The organism is Trichococcus pasteurii (assembly GCF_900112935.1).
In the GTDB taxonomy this organism is placed as follows: domain Bacteria; phylum Bacillota; class Bacilli; order Lactobacillales; family Aerococcaceae; genus Trichococcus; species Trichococcus pasteurii.
This window is the reverse complement of the sequence record NZ_FONM01000012.1, coordinates 1-18284: the sequence shown is the minus strand read 5'-3', so window position 1 is coordinate 18284 and position 18284 is coordinate 1. Positions and strand designations below refer to the sequence as shown.

19 protein-coding genes and 2 rRNA genes are annotated in these 18284 nt (G+C 47.9%); 6 read left to right on the top strand and 15 right to left on the bottom strand.

The window, feature by feature from the left end; genetic code table 11:
* Nucleotides 1-45: 45 nt before the first annotated feature.
* From tsaD to tsaB, 4 genes are read right to left on the bottom strand one after another with little or no spacing between them, the layout of a single operon-like run.
* On the bottom strand, nt 46-1068 hold the full coding sequence (tsaD, locus tag BM184_RS10340; RefSeq protein ID WP_375152995.1) for a tRNA (adenosine(37)-N6)-threonylcarbamoyltransferase complex transferase subunit TsaD: 1023 nt from the start codon (nt 1066-1068) through the stop codon (nt 46-48).
* Nucleotides 1065-1568 carry a ribosomal protein S18-alanine N-acetyltransferase gene (rimI, locus tag BM184_RS10335; protein ID WP_177208625.1) on the bottom strand — a complete coding sequence of 168 codons (504 nt, stop codon included), beginning with the start codon at nt 1566-1568 and terminating at the stop codon, nt 1065-1067. The genes tsaD and rimI (BM184_RS10335) overlap by 4 nt, the downstream gene beginning before the upstream one ends.
* A complete protein-coding gene (rimI, locus tag BM184_RS10330; RefSeq protein WP_086943680.1) occupies nt 1552-2169 on the bottom strand; it encodes a ribosomal protein S18-alanine N-acetyltransferase in 618 nt (205 codons plus the stop codon). The genes rimI (BM184_RS10335) and rimI (BM184_RS10330) overlap by 17 nt, the downstream gene beginning before the upstream one ends.
* Nucleotides 2144-2878 carry a tRNA (adenosine(37)-N6)-threonylcarbamoyltransferase complex dimerization subunit type 1 TsaB gene (gene tsaB, locus BM184_RS10325; RefSeq protein WP_086943679.1) on the bottom strand — a complete coding sequence of 245 codons (735 nt, stop codon included), beginning with the start codon at nt 2876-2878 and terminating at the stop codon, nt 2144-2146. Before tsaB ends, rimI (BM184_RS10330) begins: the two co-directional genes overlap by 26 nt.
* A 211-nt stretch (nt 2879-3089) precedes the next feature.
* Here tsaB and BM184_RS10320 point away from each other — a divergent pair, with 211 nt between their 5' ends.
* A complete protein-coding gene (locus BM184_RS10320) occupies nt 3090-3323 on the top strand; it encodes a CsbD family protein (RefSeq protein WP_086943678.1) in 234 nt (77 codons plus the stop codon).
* A gap of 95 nt (nt 3324-3418) precedes the next feature.
* Here the strand turns inward: BM184_RS10320 and BM184_RS10315 are convergent, their stop codons facing one another.
* Nucleotides 3419-4405 carry a LacI family DNA-binding transcriptional regulator gene (locus tag BM184_RS10315; RefSeq protein ID WP_086943677.1) on the bottom strand — a complete coding sequence of 329 codons (987 nt, stop codon included), beginning with the start codon at nt 4403-4405 and terminating at the stop codon, nt 3419-3421.
* A gap of 33 nt (nt 4406-4438) precedes the next feature.
* On the bottom strand, nt 4439-5941 hold the full coding sequence (gene galT, locus BM184_RS10310; RefSeq protein ID WP_086943676.1) for a UDP-glucose--hexose-1-phosphate uridylyltransferase: 1503 nt from the start codon (nt 5939-5941) through the stop codon (nt 4439-4441).
* A 202-nt stretch (nt 5942-6143) separates the two neighbouring features.
* On the opposite strand from galT, the gene BM184_RS10305 reads away from it, so the two are divergent.
* The 3 genes from BM184_RS10305 to BM184_RS10295 are packed head-to-tail and all read left to right on the top strand — an operon-like array spanning nt 6144 to nt 8032.
* Nucleotides 6144-7076: a ring-cleaving dioxygenase gene (locus BM184_RS10305; protein WP_218151023.1), complete on the top strand. Its 933-nt coding sequence runs from the start codon at nt 6144-6146 to the stop codon at nt 7074-7076.
* 19 nt (nt 7077-7095) lie between these two features.
* Nucleotides 7096-7704: an alpha/beta hydrolase gene (locus tag BM184_RS10300; protein WP_086943675.1), complete on the top strand. Its 609-nt coding sequence runs from the start codon at nt 7096-7098 to the stop codon at nt 7702-7704.
* A 31-nt stretch (nt 7705-7735) separates the two neighbouring features.
* Entirely contained in the window at nt 7736-8032 is a 297-nt protein-coding gene (locus tag BM184_RS10295; RefSeq protein ID WP_086629470.1) for a DUF896 domain-containing protein, read from the top strand.
* 57 nt (nt 8033-8089) lie between these two features.
* Here the strand turns inward: BM184_RS10295 and BM184_RS10290 are convergent, their stop codons facing one another.
* The 6 genes from BM184_RS10290 to BM184_RS10265 form a co-directional block, all read right to left on the bottom strand.
* Complete coding sequence (locus BM184_RS10290; RefSeq protein WP_160117118.1) at nt 8090-9154, bottom strand: acyltransferase family protein; 1065 nt, start codon at nt 9152-9154, stop codon at nt 8090-8092.
* Nucleotides 9155-9294: 140 nt separating this feature from the next.
* A complete protein-coding gene (gene proS, locus BM184_RS10285) occupies nt 9295-10734 on the bottom strand; it encodes a proline--tRNA ligase (RefSeq protein WP_086943673.1) in 1440 nt (479 codons plus the stop codon).
* Between the two features lie 344 nt (nt 10735-11078).
* Entirely contained in the window at nt 11079-11633 is a 555-nt protein-coding gene (locus BM184_RS10280) for a GNAT family N-acetyltransferase (RefSeq protein WP_086943672.1), read from the bottom strand.
* Nucleotides 11634-11728: 95 nt separating this feature from the next.
* Nucleotides 11729-13090 (bottom strand): class II fumarate hydratase, encoded by a 1362-nt coding sequence (gene fumC, locus BM184_RS10275; protein WP_086943671.1) that lies wholly within the window; start codon nt 13088-13090, stop codon nt 11729-11731.
* A gap of 51 nt (nt 13091-13141) precedes the next feature.
* Entirely contained in the window at nt 13142-14773 is a 1632-nt protein-coding gene (locus tag BM184_RS10270) for an NAD-dependent malic enzyme (RefSeq protein ID WP_086943670.1), read from the bottom strand.
* Between the two features lie 89 nt (nt 14774-14862).
* Nucleotides 14863-15414: an acyl-CoA thioesterase gene (locus BM184_RS10265; protein WP_086943669.1), complete on the bottom strand. Its 552-nt coding sequence runs from the start codon at nt 15412-15414 to the stop codon at nt 14863-14865.
* Nucleotides 15415-15608: 194 nt separating this feature from the next.
* On the opposite strand from BM184_RS10265, the gene BM184_RS10260 reads away from it, so the two are divergent.
* Complete coding sequence (locus BM184_RS10260; protein ID WP_086943668.1) at nt 15609-16043, top strand: universal stress protein; 435 nt, start codon at nt 15609-15611, stop codon at nt 16041-16043.
* A gap of 141 nt (nt 16044-16184) precedes the next feature.
* Here the strand turns inward: BM184_RS10260 and BM184_RS10255 are convergent, their stop codons facing one another.
* A complete protein-coding gene (locus BM184_RS10255; protein WP_086943667.1) occupies nt 16185-17045 on the bottom strand; it encodes a DUF4352 domain-containing protein in 861 nt (286 codons plus the stop codon).
* A 203-nt stretch (nt 17046-17248) separates the two neighbouring features.
* Here BM184_RS10255 and BM184_RS10250 point away from each other — a divergent pair, with 203 nt between their 5' ends.
* Nucleotides 17249-17860: a CAP domain-containing protein gene (locus BM184_RS10250; protein ID WP_086943666.1), complete on the top strand. Its 612-nt coding sequence runs from the start codon at nt 17249-17251 to the stop codon at nt 17858-17860.
* A gap of 69 nt (nt 17861-17929) precedes the next feature.
* Here the strand turns inward: BM184_RS10250 and rrf are convergent.
* Together rrf and BM184_RS10240 are read right to left on the bottom strand one after the other, a co-directional pair.
* Nucleotides 17930-18045: ribosomal RNA gene (rrf, locus tag BM184_RS10245) — 5S ribosomal RNA — on the bottom strand.
* Between the two features lie 94 nt (nt 18046-18139).
* Nucleotides 18140-18284 (bottom strand): 23S ribosomal RNA (locus tag BM184_RS10240); the annotation flags it as partial.

Sequence of the window (18284 nt, the reverse complement as noted above, 5' to 3'; positions counted from 1 at the left end):
GAGGAAGCTTGTGTCGCTCTAGTCGACCAGCTTCCTCTTCTTATTTTATTCTCCCAACACCAATCCGGGATGTGCATTCAGATTGTATCCGGCAAAATGTTTTTGTCGGTATTCGGTGTAGGCCGCAGCCCCGATCATCGCCGCATTGTCCCCGCAAAGCGACAATGGTGGAATGACGACTTCGACTTCCGGAAGCTCTAATGCCATTTTTGCGGACAAAGCCTCACGTAAGCCTCTGTTGGCGGCGACTCCGCCAGCCAGCAGCAGCTGCTTGATGTTCTTTTCCTTGGCCGCACGCAACGTCTTATGTACCAAAACCTCCACGACACTCGCCTGAAAACTGGCGGCCAAGTCGTAAGGATTGATGTCATCCCCTTTTTGGCGCGCATTGTGGACAGTATTGATGACGGAACTTTTCAATCCGCTGAAGCTGAAATCATAATTGTCCTCTTTGATCATAGCGCGCGGAAAATGCATCGTTTCTTTACCTTCATGAGCCATTTCATCCATTTTTTTCCCGCCTGGATAAGGCAAGCCCAAAATGCGTCCGATTTTGTCGTAAGCCTCTCCCGCAGCATCATCCCTCGTTTCGCCGATGATGTCGAAAGAGCCGTCCTTTTCCATATACACCAATTCCGTATGCCCTCCGCTGACAACCAAGGCCAACAAGGGATAGCGCATAGACGTCACCAACTGGTTCGCATAGATATGGCCGGCCATATGATTGACCGGGATGAGCGGTTTCTGATGCGCAAAAGCCAAAGCTTTCGCCGCACTGACGCCGATCAGCAACGAGCCTACCAAGCCCGGACCATCCGTTACCGCAACCGCATCGATAGCATCAAAAGTGACCTGGGCCTCATTCAGTGCCGCTTCAACGATTTGGGTGATCTGCTCGACATGATGACGGCTCGCCACTTCCGGCACGACCCCGCCGAAGCGCATATGGCTTTTGATCTGGGAAGCGACAACATTCGAAAGGACCGTATTTCCATTTTTCACCACAGCTACACTTGTTTCATCGCAACTGCTCTCAATCGCGAGTATGGTCACATCTGTTTCTGTCAACAGCCTTCCGCCTCCTCTTTATTTTCCGATGTCAGCGCCAATTCCATGATGTAGGCATCCTCTATCGGATTCTGATAATAATCTTTTCTTCGGAATATTTCCGTAAAGCCTATTTTTTTGTACAGGTTATAGGCAGCTTCATTAGAGACACGGACTTCCAGCCAAAGCCGCTCCATCCCCTTCGTTTGCAGCAAGGCGATCATTTCCTGCAACAATTTTTTTCCGATCCCTTTTGCCTGATGGTCAGGCGCTACCGCAAAATTATTGATCGACGCCTCATCCACAACCGCCATGCAACAAATATAGCCCACTAGCTTGTTTTCTTCCATGCAGCCTGTATACAGAGAATGATTGTCCTTCAATTCAGACAGGAACGAGGATGCTTTCCAACTGGAATGGCCCTCATTTGCCAGCAATGTAAGTTCATACAAAGCCTGTGCATGTTGTTCCAACTTGCCTGCGTCTGCCTTCAGGTCGCAGATTTCAAAAGTGCGTTGCATGAACATCTTCCTTTTCTTCCGATTGTTTTCCCGTTAACGGCCATACCATATCCAAAGCGTCTTCGCCATCGCCGTGATAATAATGCTGCTTGACCCGCTCCGGCAGAAAACCCATTTTCGCATATAAAGCCTTCGCCCGATGGTTTGAAATCCGCACTTCCAGACTGATGCTGGCGGCGCCTTTTTCGTCCGCAAAGCTTCTCAGTAGCCGCAACAACAAAGTGGCCGCACCGATTTGCTGAAATTCGGGCACTACCGCCAAATTCGTGATATGGATATCTTTCCCATCCAATCTGGCACCCAAAAAAGCGATGGGCGTATGGCCTTCATACAGAACGTAATACAGCGACTTGGGGTTCTGCAGCATATCATTCTCCAGTGCCGTCCTTCCCCAAGGAGTCGCGCCATCATAGCTCATCCGTTCGATATAGAGAATATCCGGAATATGCTGTTTTCTGCCGACCATCAATCTGACGGGCAACTGATTGCGCAGCAGATAGGTTTCCTCGTCGGAGGGACCGTGCTTGGAAAAGAATTTAGCCAGAACAGCGGCTCGGATTTCCCTGTACACGGATTTAAATCGATGAATCCACTCTTTCAACGTAGTCTTCCCTCCGATTACTGTGATGCTTTTCTTCCCATTTTTCTTCAGCTTCCGGATTTTTCAAGTAGGCCGGCACAAAGGTGTGCGGATCCTCTGCTGTTCCGGATTCCGAAAGTGTGGCCAGAACGCTCGCGCGCGGCAAAGCCTGTGATTCCCCAGCAAAAAGAGCGCGTTCCTTGAACAATTCACTGATGCGCTCGCAGTATTTGCTGACATCCTCTCCCACGAACAGATAAGTGCCTTCTTCCTCCAACAAGCGCTGGAACCATTCTTCACTTGCTATATGCGTGTCGGCAATCCGTTCCACCAACAAGTTGTCCTCGAATTGATAAACAGCTGTGTAACAGTTGCCCCGGCGCGCATCAATCATAGGAACAAGTTTATGCGTTGCCCCTTCACAATTGCCGGCGATAACCTTCAGGCTGGAAACCGGCACCAAAGGAAGCGCCAGTGTCCATGCCAAAGTCTTGGCGATGGTAGCTCCGATCCTGACTCCTGTGTAGGAACCCGGCCCCTTAGCTACTGCGATGCGTTCCAAATCGGCAGGCTTCCATCCGGCAAGCTGCAGGACATGGTCAACCGCGGGCATCAATTGGGTGCTGTGCTGAAGATTTCCATTGGTGGTGACTTCTGCAAGCAAACGGCCATTTTCGCATACAGCCGCACTCATGGTATGGTTTGAGGATTCAATGGCTAATGTTTTCATCTAGATAGCCTCCTTTCACTGATTATTCTGCTCATCCAGTATAGCATTTTAACAGGCCGATAAAAAGCATGTGTCCTCCCGAATTCTTTCCGAATGACGTGGGATGTTGCAATCCGTCTCAAGGGCTATTGCTTGATTCTGATAATAAATGCTTTAAAATAGGTTATAGTAAGCGTAGTCAAAAAGTGTGATATCAAAAGGAGGAAACATCATGGATTCAGGTATGGGCGATAAATTAAAAGGCATGAAGGACAAAGTTGTCGGCAAAATCAAAGAGGAATACGGCGACCTAGTGAACGACCCAGAAAAGGAACTCGAAGGAAAACTCCAGCAAGCACGCGGTGAGGCAATTGAAAAAGTGGGAGAAGTCAAGGAAGACCTCGAAGATAAAGCTGATGATTTGACTGACAAAGTGAACGACAAAATCGATGAGTGGAAAAAATAAGACTTATTATTTGATGTGAAAAGAAGCCGTCCCAACAAGCCATAAAAGGTTGTTGGGACGGCTTCTTCTTGTTTCAAAGCGTCGCTTCTGCAGTATCACTTTGTCGATGCGCGCTTGATCCATTCAGTGGATAAGCTGATTTTCTTGGCTATTTTCCGCGGATAGGCAATGCGGTCCAGCAACAAGGATACGCCTGTGTTGCCCATCTCGCGCGTATCGACACGGATGGTCGACAACGGCGGATAGACGTATTTGGCGACCTTACTGTCGTTGAATCCGACTACCGATATTTGATCCGGTACCGCAATATCCGCTTCCTGCAGCGCCCGCAAAGCCCCTATGGCGATCGCATCGTTTTCGGCAAACAGGAATGTCGGCAATTGTTCCGGATTATCTCTGAGCAACTGATTCATCATTTCGTATCCTGAGGTAGTGCTGAAACTCCCGACACGGTGATACTTGTCCCGGTACCAGCCTCGCTTGCGCAGTTCGGCAAGAAACAGCTCCGACCGCAGATCGCGGACCAGCATTTCTTTGTCGTTCGTCAGTTCCTTGCCTTCCAAAAAACCGATTTTTGTATGTTCGCCTCTGTCCATTTCGGCAATGACTTGTTCCATCGCGGATGTAAAATCCACAATGACGCTATCCTGTTTCCATTTGAATTGGTCCGAGTCGATGAAGCATAGGGGCTTACCGAAATCAATCAGCCGCTGGACTTGACGCTCCCCAAACTTACCGATTGCGACAATACCGATGACATCCTTTTCGATATCGAAAGTCACATCATGGAAAACGCGCACGACATCGTACCCTTCGGCTTCTGCGCGTTCTTCGGCCCCTAAACGGATGCCTTGATAGTAGAGGTCATCCAACTCTTCCTCTTGGGTGTACCACTGCAGCAGCAGGATTTTTTCCCGGCTTTTCTTTTTTTTCGTTTTGGTATAATTCAGCTCTTTTGCGGCTGCGAAGATCCGATCTTTCGTTTCCTTTCCGACAGAAAGCGTCTCATCATGATTCAGCACGCGCGAAACTGTCGCAGTCGAGACTCCTGCCCTTTCGGCGATGTCCTTCATGGTCGCCATACTACTCCACCTCCGTCGTTCTTCTATGCAATTTCATTTCTGATTTTCAAGCGTGCTCAAAAAGCGATCAAAGCCCGCTTGCCCTTCCGGTGTTTGCTTGTACACACCCGCATCCTCAATCACGCGCAGGAATTTTTCACCGACTGCCTCATGGATCATTTCCATGACGGACTCTTCTTCGAAAGGTCCTTGCTGCTTCAGTTCTTCGGCCCACTCCCGATGGCAGGAGGCAACAGCAGCGGTTTTTCCCAACAGATAGTCGGCTACTTCACTGAGTTCCGTTTCCAATCGCGGCGGAAGGATGGCCAGGCCGAGCACTTCGATCAAGCCGATGTTTTCTTTTTTGATGTGCTGGACATCCGGATGCGGATGGAAGATGCCGTCAGGGAATGCTTCGGTCGTTCGGTTATTCCGCAACACCACATCCAACTCGTAGGCTTCTCTGGCACGCCGGGCAATGAGCGTCACCGCATTATGGCGCATGCCCGCCGATTCCGCTAAGATATCTGCCTGCGGATCGCTGTAGTTTTGCCATTCTTCCATGATGGCGCCTGCGGCTGCAGCGACCTCATCCCTATCCTCTGAACGGAGACGAATGACCGAAAGCGGCCAATAGAGTTTTTCCGCTTCGACTCCCGGGAAATCTTTAAGCGCTAGGTTCCGGAGTACTTTGGCAGCTTCCATCGGAAAATGGTGCCGCCCGCCTTGATAATGTTCATGGCTAAGGATGGAACCCCCGACAATCGGCAAGCCCGCGTTGGAACCGATGAAATAGTGCGGGAAGACCGTCACGATCTCCAACAGGTTCGCAATCGTATCTTCCGTGACGTTCATGGGCACGTGCTCTTCGGAAAGGATGATGCAGTGTTCGTTGTAGTAGGAATAAGGCGAATACTGAAATCCCCAGTTTTCCCCGAACAAAGGAAGCCGCACAATCCGATGGTTGCTTCTCGCTGCCGCACCGGCTCTCCCTCTGTATCCTTCATTTTCCATACAAAGCGCACAAACAGGATAGTTTCCGCCTTCCGTTTCACGGGCAGCTTCCATCTGTTGACGCGTTTTTTCAGGTTTGGAAAGGTTTATCGTGATTTCCAGCTTGCCGTACTTGGAATCGATCGAAAAATGTTTATTTTTTGCGATTTTCCTTGTCTTGATATAGTCATTATCCTGGCTCAAACGATAGAACTCATCGGTTGCCCGCATCGGCGCTTCTTCATAATGCATCCAGAAACGCTTATTCACTTCCGAAGGCAAAGGAGTGACCAGTTCCATGACTTGTGCTTCCAAGATTTCGATTTCCTCAGTAACATCAGCAATCAGACGTTTTCCGATCGCATAGCTGATCATCCGATCCAGTGAGTCCAGTAAATTGGGCAAAGGAATGGAAGGTATTTTTTGAACATCATAAGCGTCTATCCCTAACAGACCCAATAGGTGATTGATGGCGTATCGCTCATCCAGGCTATGGATGCGATGGGCCGCAATGCCTTTACTGACAAAATCCCGTATGACTTGATCGATGCTGCTATCCTGCAAATTTACCCCTCATTCCTCTGTTGTTGTAGGTTTAATTATAGCATATGCGCCGCGGTAAATTTTACTGCTATCTTAACTTTTTATTTACCGACTGCTTTACGCTTACTATTTGACAGCATGATTTTCTCGTGCTATTATTATTTCGAATTCGAGATAATAAATTTAATGAACCCAAAATTATCCAAAAGGAGTGTCTTTCATAATGAAGAAAACAGCAGGAATCCATCATATTACAGCCATCGTGGGTCATCCACAGGAAAACGTCGACTTTTATGCAGGCGTGCTCGGAATGCGCATGATCAAACAGACTGTCAACTTCGATGATCCGGAAACTTATCATCTTTACTTCGGCAACGCGGACGGCGATCCCGGGACCGTCATCACATTCTTCCCGTGGGCCAAATCCCGCCAAGGCAGCATCGGCGATGGCCAGGTCGGCATCACCGTTTATGCAGTTCCCGCAGGTTCCCTGTCATTCTGGGAAAAACGCCTGGCCGATTACAACATTCCGTTCGATAAATCTACCCGTTTCGGGGAAACTTATCTGGACTTCGATGATCCGCATGGTCTGCATTTGGAATTGGTGGAACGTGAAGACGGAAAAATCAACCCTTATTCCTTCAACGGCGTTCCCTCTGAACATGCCATCAAAGGCTTTGCGGGAGCCGTCCTGTTGACGGGAGCGCCCGAGGACACTGCAGCTGTCGTCGAAAAAGTTATGGGCTTGGAGCGTATCGCCCAGGAGGATGACCTGATCCGTTTCCGTTCCGAAGCTGCTCTCGGCAATACAGTCGATATCAAAATGACCTCCGTTGGCGCCGGCGTCATGGGTGTCGGAACCGTCCATCATATCGCATGGCGGGCAAAAGATGAAGCGGATCATCTGGATTGGCTGCAGCATGTCACCGCCCTGGGACAGCACGCCACACCTGTCCGTGACCGCAATTATTTCAAAGCCCTTTACTTCAGGGAAAAAGGCGGCATCCTTTTCGAAATCGCTTCGGACTCGCCGGGCTTCGCCATAGATGAGCCACTCGAAACGATGGGCCAAAAATTGATGCTTCCGCCGCAGTACGAAAGCAAACGTGAGGCATTGACGGCAGGACTCATCCCATTCGAAGTCCGCAACGTATAAACAGAGAGGATTGATTTAGATGAATCATCAACATATTTTCAAACAAGGGAATCCGGAAAGGCCTTTGCTGCTGTTATTGCACGGCACGGGCGGAACCGAACACGACCTGTTTTTCCTCGGAGAGGCGATCGATCCGGAAGCTTCTCTGCTGGGTGTGCGCGGAAACGTGACCGAATCCGGCATGAACCGATATTTCCGCCGTTTGGCAGAAGGTGTATTCGACGAAAATGACCTGGATTACCGCACAAAGGAATTGATTGCGTTCCTGGAGGAAGCCTCCAAGGAATACGGTTTCGACCGGAATAACATCGTTGCGATCGGGTACTCAAATGGTGCAAATATCGCCGGGAGTATGATATACTCTTTCAAAGATGTTGTCAAAGGGGCCATCCTTCATCATCCGATGGTGCCGTTCCGCAATCGTCAATTGCCTGATCTGCATTCCCTTCCTGTCTTTATCGGTGCGGGCACAAATGATCCGCTTTGCGCACCGGAAGAAAGCACGGAATTGAAGGCAACACTAGAAGGAGCCGGCAGTGAGGTATCCATTTATTGGGGAAATGCTGGACACTCACTGACGAACGAAGAGGTTGTTGCAGCGAAAGCTTGGTACAACAAACACTTCTGATCTCTCCTTCCACATGAGAGGAGAAACATAAATGGAAAAACTATTGAACAGAATCAATGAATTGGCCCGTAAAGCCAAAACGGCGGATGGTCTGACCGAAACCGAAAAAATCGAGCAGCAGCAACTGCGTCAAACTTACATCAAATCGTTCCGCAGTTCTTTTGATGAAATCCTTTTGAATTCAAAAGTTTATGATCCCGAGGGTAATGACATTACGCCCAAGAAACTGGTCGAAGCTCAAAAAGACAAACGCCGGACTGATGTGAAAAACATTTTGGGCGGGGAAAAAATCGTGCACCTGCACCCAGAGGATGCCGATAAAAAATAGCAACGAAAAAGAAGAGATCATCCATTTCAGTTTGGATGGTCTCTTCTTTTTTAATAGTTATCCAGCATTTACAGTAAATTCCCTAAACGGCACTCTCCTCAAAATATAAGGAAAGAATCTGTTGATCAATTCGATCATCACAACATTCATGATCATGCTTAAAATACAAATCATGACATCATAGGAATATCGCTCAAAAGACATCCCCGTCATACCTAGAATATTCTTTGAAATTTCTGTTAGCGGAACAATCGACTGAGTTCCCATAATTATCATTGAATTTCTGCCAAAATACTCTAAAACCCTATTATTCGGAATGATAAATTTAAAGAACAGCAGCGTGGAAACAGTGCCCAGTAATGCGCACACATAGTAGAGTACTGGATTATTCAGGACAGAATAATGTAAATCTACCGAGGGGTTGCTTTGTGCTAAAAAGAAATTGGCGACAAACATCACAATCCCCAAAATGATCAGTCTCGGTTTGTTGGCACCAGTAGCTGCCTTCTCTAATTTTCCAAAGAGGCTGTACCCGAACCAGATAAAAACAGTTCCAATCAAAGACCGATTAAACATATTGTAGAATCGTTCTAAATACGTGGTCAGCAAGTCTCTTTCAAGCGGAATAGCAACCTGCAAATACATTCCACTCACAGAAGTCAGCAACACTAAACAACCAACTAAGAGGATGCTCCTCTTATGTCCTCTGAATATCATCAGAAAAAAGATTTCCGCCATCAGCAACGCTGGTAAAAACCATATTGCACCATAACCATCCAGACTTAATGTATCTATGATAACTTGTATGATAAAATTAGCATCTGCATGTCCGTGCTTCAGTTGATCAACCACTAACCATATCAATGTTATCAAGCTAAATGTGAAGTATGGATACAACAACTGTACTGACCGCTTCTTAACATTCACCCATAAGCCGGTGCTTAAACAATTATTTTTATAAGCCATCAACATTCCGGATAACACAAAAAATAGCGGCATATGAAATGAATAAATCCAGTTGTTTAGAGGATTATTCCCCATATCAATGTGTCCCAAAACAACCAATATGATAGCGACACCTTTAGCGCAGTCTAAATAAGTCATTCTTTGCATTTTCTTCATTTCGCCTTCCTGCCATTCCGTTTTGATGATCAAAACATTATGTATACTTTTCATAAACAATTGAGGTTTGCTGCCAATATTCAGAGAATACGGCAACAAACCTCATTTATTTTATTCTATAGCTTTCAATATTCACTGTTTTAGTATGCTCTTGCTAACCAGACTGTGTGTTTAGCTGGCTTGCCTGATACGATACAGGTTGTTTTTTCGACTGGTGGGTTGAAAGGCATGTTGCGGGTCGTGAAGCCAGTTTCTTCCTTGATTTTCGCTTCCGTTTCAAGCTCGCCGTCCCATCCTGCCAATACGAAACCAGGCACTTCGCCAGCTGCTCGCTTAGATTCGATGTGGGCTTTCAGTTCATCCAATGTATCGATGTTCGTGTATTCATTGGCTTTGCGGTTTTCGCGGGCTGTTTCCAAGAGACGGACTTGCATGTCATCCAATGCTTTCGGAACGAAGTCCATAATCTCATCCAAGGATACCGCCACTTTGTCGGAAAGATCACGCATTTTCACCATGACTTGGTTGTTTTCCATATCGCGTGGCCCGAATTCGATGCGAATCGGTACGCCCTTCAGTTCCCACTCGTTGAATTTGAAGCCAGGCGAGTTATCGCTGTCGTCCAAGAGAACGCGGATACCGGAAGCCTTCAGATCCTTTTGCAATACTTCCAGACGTTCCACGATTTCAGGTTTCTTCTTCCATGGGCCAACCGGCATCAAGACAACTTGCTTTGCTGCGACCTTAGGAGGCAAAACCAATCCTTGGTCATCGCCATGAACCATGATCAGCGCACCGATCAAACGTGTGGAGACGCCCCAAGAAGTAGTATGCGCATAAACGTGCTCGTTATCGCTGTTCAAGTATTTGATGTCGAATGCTTCCGCGAATTTCGTGCCCATATAGTGGGAAGTCCCGGCCTGAACCGCTTTTCCGTCTTTCATCATCGCTTCTACGGAGTAGGTATCCACCGCACCTGCGAAACGTTCTGAAGGCGTTTTTTGCCCTTCGTAGACAGGCACTGCCAACAAGCCTTCGATGACTTCTTTGTAGACTTGCAGCATGCGCATGGTGCGACGGCGCGCATCTTCTTCATCGGCATGGGCAGTATGTCCTTCTTGCCAAAGGAACTCGGAAGTGCGCAAGAACGGCAAGGTTTTCTTTTCCCAACGGAACACGTTCGCCCATTGGTTGATTTCCATCGGCAGATCGCGGTAAGAATTGATCCAGTCACCGAAAGCCGTACCGATCATCGTTTCCGATGTCGGACGCAAGGCCAAGCGTTCTTCCAATTTTTCGCCTGCAGCTTCCGTTACCCATGGCAATTCCGGGCTGAAGCCTTCGATATGGTCTTTTTCTTTTGTGAAGAATGATTCCGGAATCAGCATCGGGAAGTAAGCGTTACGGATGCCTTCCTCTTTGAAACGTGCGTTGAATTCTTCCTGGATATGTTCCCAAATTTCATAGCCGTCCGGTTTGAAGATCATGCAGCCGCGTACAGGTGAATAATCCATCAGATCAGCTTGTTTGATGGTTTGGATATACCATGCCGAAAAATCTTCTTTTTGTAAAGTACTCATGTTTTTCCTCCTGATTTTTAATATTTTTATTTGATTGCAAAAAAATAAGCATAATCCATCCTTAACAAGGACGAAATATACTTTCCTGATGTATTTCCGCGGTACCACCTTCATTGGCCTTCATTATTTGCGAAAGCCCAACTCAACATCTGGTAACGGCAGAAAACCGGCCATATTTCTATGGCAAACTGTCAGGTAGGTTCAACGGATCAGTGGGGGTCCCTCTTCCAGCCTAGGAAAGACTCTCTTTGCCCATCATCCATCTACTGTTCCTTACGCTCAATCACTACCTATTGTATGAAAAAAACTCCGAAATAGCAATGCTTTTTTACGGTTCAGTCTTCTCATGCTTGCTGAAAATACTCATCCTTCAAAATTCCGTAATAAGCCATATCGCAGCTGCGCCCTTTGAAGACTTTATGTCTGCGTAATACGCCTTCCGGATGCATTCCGATCCGCTTCATCACTTCTCCGGAAGCCGGGTTAAGCATGTCATGCATCGCAAAGACTTTTTCCAGTTTCAAAACTTCAAAAGCCAGCGCTGTGATGAGCTTGCCTGCTTCCGTCATATAGCCGTTCCCGCGGTAAGCCTTGTTTAAGGTATAGCCGATTTCTGCGATACGGTCAGTCGCATTCGGACGGATATCGATCGTTCCGATCATCTTTTTTGTGTCCTGCACTACAATTGCATACTTTCCTGCCGGCGCCGCCAGAAAGTAATTCGCGATGGCCTCTTCCGTCATCGCCCGATCACGATGCGTTTCGAAGACAAACCGGGTCGTTTCCTCATCGGAAGCATACTCGAACATATCCGGAGCATCCGCCAACCCGACTGGACGCAAAAAAATCCGATCACCTTCCAGGGTGCTGTGCTTCATCAATTCTAAGGTTATATCCATATTTAGGGCCTCCTGTGTTTGACCTGTTTCAAAACAATAGACAACAAAAGCGGATCGACTGGACTTGCCTGCCGATCCGCACTTCGCCGAAAAAATTAAACCATCTTCATCGGATCCACGTACTGATCGAACTCTTCAGCAGTGACATGCCCCATCGCGACAGCCGCCTCTTTCAAGGAAGTGCCGTCCACAAAAGCCTTCTGAGCGATCTTGGCTGCTTTCTCATAACCGATGTACGGGTTCAAAGCAGTCACCAGCATCAAGGAATTGGTCAAGTTATGGTTGATTTTATCCTGTTCCGCCTTGATTCCGCTCGCGCAGTTTTCATCAAAACTGATCAGTGCATCCGCAAGCAGGCGGACAGACTGCATGAAGCTGTTCACGATGAGCGGCATATAAGTATTCAGCTGGAACGAACCTTGCGAAGCCGCAAAGCCGATGGCGCTGTCGTTGCCCATCACTTGGATGCAGGCCATCGTTACCGCTTCGGATTGGGTAGGATTGACTTTTCCGGGCATGATCGAACTTCCCGGCTCATTCATCGGGATGCTGATTTCGCCGATGCCGCTTCTCGGGCCGCTCGCCAGCCAACGGACATCATTTGCGATCTTGTAGAAATTGGCCGCCAACGCTTTAACCGCCCCATGCGTATGCACAAAAGCATCCTTGCTGGTCAGCGCATGGAATTTGTTCTCTGCTCCAACGAATGCCTCGCCCGTGCGCTCCGCAACCTTTTCGATCGTTTTTTGGATGAAGATCGGATCCGCGTTCAACCCCGTTCCGACCGCTGTGCCGCCTAAGGCTACTTGGCGCATGTATTTCAAGGAGTCCTCGATCATGGACATGGTTTCTTCAAGCATGACGCGCCATGCGCTGATTTCCTGGCCTAATGTCAATGGCGTCGCATCCTGCAGATGGGTACGCCCCAATTTGACGATCGCTGCATTTTCCTGCTCCAAACGAGTCAGCGTGCCGATCAACTGCTCAATCGCCGGGTACAGTTTATTTTTTATGTACAGCACGCCGGCGATGTGCATAGCAGCCGGGAATGTATCATTGGAGCTCTGTCCTTTGTTCACGTGGTCGTTTGGGTGGATGCAGCCGTCAACTAGCTGGTTGCCTCGGTTCGCCAGCACTTCGTTCACATTCATATTGGATTGCGTGCCGCTTCCGGTCTGCCATACGGACAAAGGAAATTGATCGTCCCACTTGCCTTCAAGCACTTCATCAGCAGCCAGCAGGATCCCTTTTGCCACTGTTTCGTCCAACAAACCGACTTCATGGTTTGACTCTGCGGCAGCCCGCTTGATTTCGACCAATGCATAGATGACTTCCATCGGAATCTTTTCGATTCCGATTTTGAAGTTTTCCAGGCTGCGCTGCGTCTGTGCACCCCATAATTTATCCGCTGCTACTTTTACTTCCCCTAATGAGTCATGTTCAATCCGATATTCCATTCATCCCGTTCCTTCCTGTCGGTTCTTCCGTTTTTGGATGTGCTTTTTGTCCTAATATTCCGCTTTCCAGATGGCAGCTTCGACAGCTTCCATCGGGTCAGTTATTTCAACACCATTTACGCCGTCTTCGATAGCTGCTTGGATGACGGCTGCCGCAACCAATTTCGAGGCTTCGCGCAACTGGGAAACCGGCGGCAAAATCGCTGCTCCCGCTTCCTCCAAGTTCTGTAGGGAAGTGATGCCGTGCGCGGCAGCAGACAGCATTCTGTCCGTCACTGTCTTGGCTTTTGCGATGACGATCCCGAAGCCTAAACCTGGGTACAATAAGGCATTGTTCGCCTGGCCGATTTTATAGTCCACGCCATTGTATGCGATCGGATCGGATGGGCTGCCGGTAACGACCAACGCTCTCCCCTCGGACCAAGCAATGACATCCGAAGCCTTTGCTTCGCATAATCTGGTCGGATTCGAGATCGGCATGATGGCCGGACGTTCATTGTATGCTGCCATCTTTTCGACGACCGCTTGCGTAAAGGCACCGGCTTGGCCTGATGTCCCGATCAGCACGGTCGGTTTGACCGCATCGATGATTTCAGCCAAATCGGTCAGCTTTTTGGAGAATTCATCCGCAGCGCGCGCATATTTTTGCTGACCCGGCGTAAGATCTGCCATGTCATCAGTGACCAGACCATAGCGGTCGACAATGTAAAACTGTTGGCGGGCCTCCTCACTGTCGGCCCCTTGCAACAACATCTCCATGAGAATTTGGTCAGAAACGCCGACACCGGCAGTCCCGCCACCGAAAACAAGGATTTTGTGTTCCTTGATCGGCTTATCGGTGATTCTGACCACCGAATCCATCGCAGCCGACATCATCACGCCGGTCCCTTGGATATCATCATTGAACGTACAGATCTTATCGCGGTACTGCTCCAGTATATTGGCGGCGTTGTCGCGGCCAAAATCTTCCCAGTGGAACAGGACATCCGGGAACAGCGCAGACGCCTCTTCAACGAACTTTTCGATGAATGGGTAATAGGCCTCTCCGGTCACCCGCTTGTGCTTGTTGCCGAGATAGAACGGATCTTCCAACAGTTCTTCGTTGTTTGTGCCCGCATCGATCACAATCGGCAACACCTGTTGCGGATTCAATCCCGAAGCGACGGTGTAGACGGCCAGTTTTCCGATTGAAATCGCGATGCCTTGGATGCCCCAATCGCCGATGCCAAGTACACCTTCGCCATCTGTGATGACCATCATTTTGATTTCTTCATCCATACCTTTGCTGCCGTTCAGCAAAGCGGTGCGGATAGCTTCCGGACGATTCACATCCAAGTAGACCGCATCCTGAGGAATCTGGTAATCCCGCGAATAATTCATGACTGTGTCGGCGATGGTCGGCGTATAGATGACCGGCAACAACTCCGTAACGTGTTTCCCGATGACATGGTAAAAAAGTACGCGATTCTGGGCGTAGATATTCATCAGATGCTTCTGTTTGGAATAGGCATCAGTCAGTTGGCCCAGTTGCGCATAGACAATCTCCCCCTGTTCCTCCAACGTACGGACTGCGGTCGGCAATAAGCCTTCCAGTCCTAATGTTGCCCGTTCTTCCAAAGTGAATGCGGTCCCTTTATTCAAAAATGGATGACCCAATAAATCTTTTCCGTTAGTTTTCGACACGTTGACACACTCCTGCTCCATCATTTGTATATAATTGTTTTCAATGCTGTTCAAACCAAGACTTGCTGCGGCATTATTGCCTGCAAACGCTAATCCGCCCAAGGTATTTCAGTCGTGAGATGTTCATGCAGCTGTTTTTGGTAGTCCAGATCAGCTCTACGTTTTTGCCGTCTTTCTTCATATCCGCTGTTGATGAATTTTTCCTCGACCGTTTCCGGAACGATTTTCGGAAGAGACACCTTTTGCCCATTCTCATCAGGAAGCGCCACAAAGGTCAAAAAGCAGGTCGCCGCCAAGTACCGTTCACCCGTCCGAAGATTTTCTCCGGTAACTTTTGTGAAGATTTCCATGGACGTTTTCCCCGCTCCGGAAACAAACGTATCGATGCAGACCGAATGCCCGGTCGGAAGCGGCTTGATGAAGTTCAATGTGTCCACCGATGCAGTCACATTGGTCGTACGACCGAAACGTTCTCCAGAAATTGCCGCACAATCATCGATCATGCTCATCAGCTTCCCGCCGAACAAAGTACCGTGGTAATTTGAATCGAAAGGAAAAACATGGTGAGTCTGGATCACCTTCGTCTGCCTGCAATATCTGATCTCCCGCTCTTGGTTCGCTTCCGTCATATCAATCTTCATCCCTTTCTTTTTCGTAAACTCATTTTAGCATGCTTCATTTATTTTTAATAGTTCTGCCAACCAAACAATTCTCGTACTTTTCATGTGTTTTACACATGTTTTTCCCGTGTGCCCCGCTTTCCTTTCAAACAGTGTTGTTGTAAAATTAACTTAGGAAGCGTTTTCTGAACAAAATCAAAAAGGAGCGGGTAGAAATGTTAGCAGAATACAAAAATATTTTGGTTCCCGTTGACGGTTCAGGTCAGTCAGAAGATTCGTTCAAAAAAGCTGTTGCCATTGCCAAACGCAATAACGCCGCGTTACATCTAGTCTACGTCAAGGACACACGCAATGTTCCGCTTAGCCCTGAATATGAATCCAGATTGACGGAAGCATACAAGGACATGGAATATGAATTCCTCGATGAAATGATGACATTCGCCACAAATGAAGGGATTGAAATCAAGAAGTCTGTAACCAACGGCAACCCAATGACATTGATCGCTGAAGCATTTCCAAAAGAATACAACATCGATCTTATCGTCATCGGAGCGACCGGCAAAGGTGCGATCACCAGGGCTTTTGTTGGATCGGTCTCTAACTATGTGGTCCGTCATGCACCGTGTGATGTTTTGGTTGTCCGTACCTAAAAGTAGCGCACAATTTTTGCAGCCGTACCTCAGAAAACGTAAGAACAGCCCTGTACAGCTTTCGCTGCACAAGGCTGTTTCCTTTTATGCACTATTCAGTTGGGAACACCTTCTTGCACGTGTTCGATATCCCGCAGTCAGCTAGATATCATTGATCGTACCGCCTGCTTCTTCGCTGTCGATCCAGGCCCCATCAAAAAATTGGATGGCGTACGGCCCTTCGCTGGTGATGTCAAAATAAACCGTGTCTGTGAATGATTCCCCGGGGGCAACTGCATTTAACCAAAAATGGGTATAGCGCAGCGGCAGGGTTTTCCCCTCGCCATCAAGCGCTGAAAAGTAGTTGGGTGCGATATAGGTATCTACGCTGCCATTATTGACATATTGTATTTCCACTTCCAGCAGTTTTTCACCCAGCGGATTGAGTGCCTCCAACGCATCTATTTCCCGGATTTCCATCACCGTCACCAGTTCGTTTATACCGGAATCCTCGCTCAAAAAGTTTTGCGCCTCGCCTTCATTGACCGTAAAAGCAGGCGGGGTTATCGTTGGGTTATCATTAGGCAAAAAAGTTATTGTTACATAACTTTCAGGAGCCAAATCATCCAAATCGATTCCTGTGTCGCCATAGAGGACGGATGTATCAGTCGTGAAAGTAATTTCCGTTTTGATACTGGGGCCTTGATAAGGGTAGTCGAATTCCCACACATTGTTCGTGTCTCGGTAGTCGACAGCCGTTCCTTCGATGATGGTCGTCACTTGATCATAACCTTCAGCGGTACCTTTTAACGCAAAATAATTATACTTGTCGCCGCGGGTGATTCCGTCTCTTACGCCACTTGAAAAGATGATTGTTTTAGCCACACTTTCCTCAGCCTCGGCAGCAACAGAAGATGACTTTTCGCTCACCACAGAATCCACGGTTGAACTTTCGGTTTCGTTTTGGCATGCCGCAAAGACACCTACACAGAAAACGAGCAGCAATCCTGACTTTTTATTCATGGGAATTCCCCCTTCAGCGAACGGCACAACAGGTTTCCAACCTACGATTGTTAACCCCATTTTAGCAAATTAACCGACAAAAAACGAATTCCGGACTTTCTTCAGGACATCGCACGGGGAATTGACTATAATGGAAACATGCTTAATTCTGTAAGAAATTCCTCAGGGATAAGCCGTCCGAAAATCAGAAGGGAGTGGTTCGGATGCGGTTCATTAAAGGATTACTATTCACTGGCATAGCAGCACTATTGGTCGGATACGGAGTAAACCGCACCGCCTTTAACGAAAAGTTCCCATTTCTCGAGCATGCAGGCCAAACGGATCTGGCCGAAAAAATCCAAGTGCTGACAAGCCCAGAAGGCGTTGACCTGCTCGTAGCGCCTTTCACCAGACCCGAAGAAATCGACTATATGCTAGTGGAAGATAAAATCATGGTTTTGCTGAATGACCTTCGTCTGGAGAAAGGCTTGCTTCCCCTCACGAAGAACGAAACCCTTAAAGCGGCCGCCGATTACCGGGCTATCGAAACCCAGACATCATTTTCGCACGCTCGTCCGGACGGAACCGATTTCTACACGATCGTTCTGACCGATGCTTACTGGTATCCTTATCAAACGATCGGTGAAAACCTGGCAATGGCGACCTATTTCAAGGATGAAGAAGGTATGGCCGAATTTTTGTTCGATGGTTGGGTGGAAAGCGAAGGACATTACGCCAATATGGTTCATCCCGATTTCCTCGAGGTGGGCATCGGCGTCCATTATGACGGGGAATTTCTGTATGCCGTACAGCTGTTTGGGAAGCAAAATCAATAGGCAGCTTAATCTGAAAAAGCACAAAAAAAAGCAAGCATCAGGAATATCCTGCATGCTTGCTTTTCGTTTGCGCGGCAACGTCCTAGTCTCACAAAGGGAAACCCTTCACTACAATCGGCGCTAAGAAGCTTAACTTCTGTGTTCGAGATGGGAACAGGTGTGACCTTCTTGCCATCGTCACCGCACATTTTTAATTAGAGAACGTTGTTCTCTCAAAACTGAATCTACAAAAGTAAAGGGAACCCGAAAACACCGCTTGAGTTTTCTTCTTTTTAAAAATTGGTTAAGTCCTCGACCGATTAGTATTGGTCCGCTCCATACATCGCTGTACTTCCACTCCCAACCTATCTACCTGATCATCTCTCAGGGGTCTTACTCACTTAAAGTGATGGGAAATCTCATCTTGAGGGGGGCTTCACGCTTA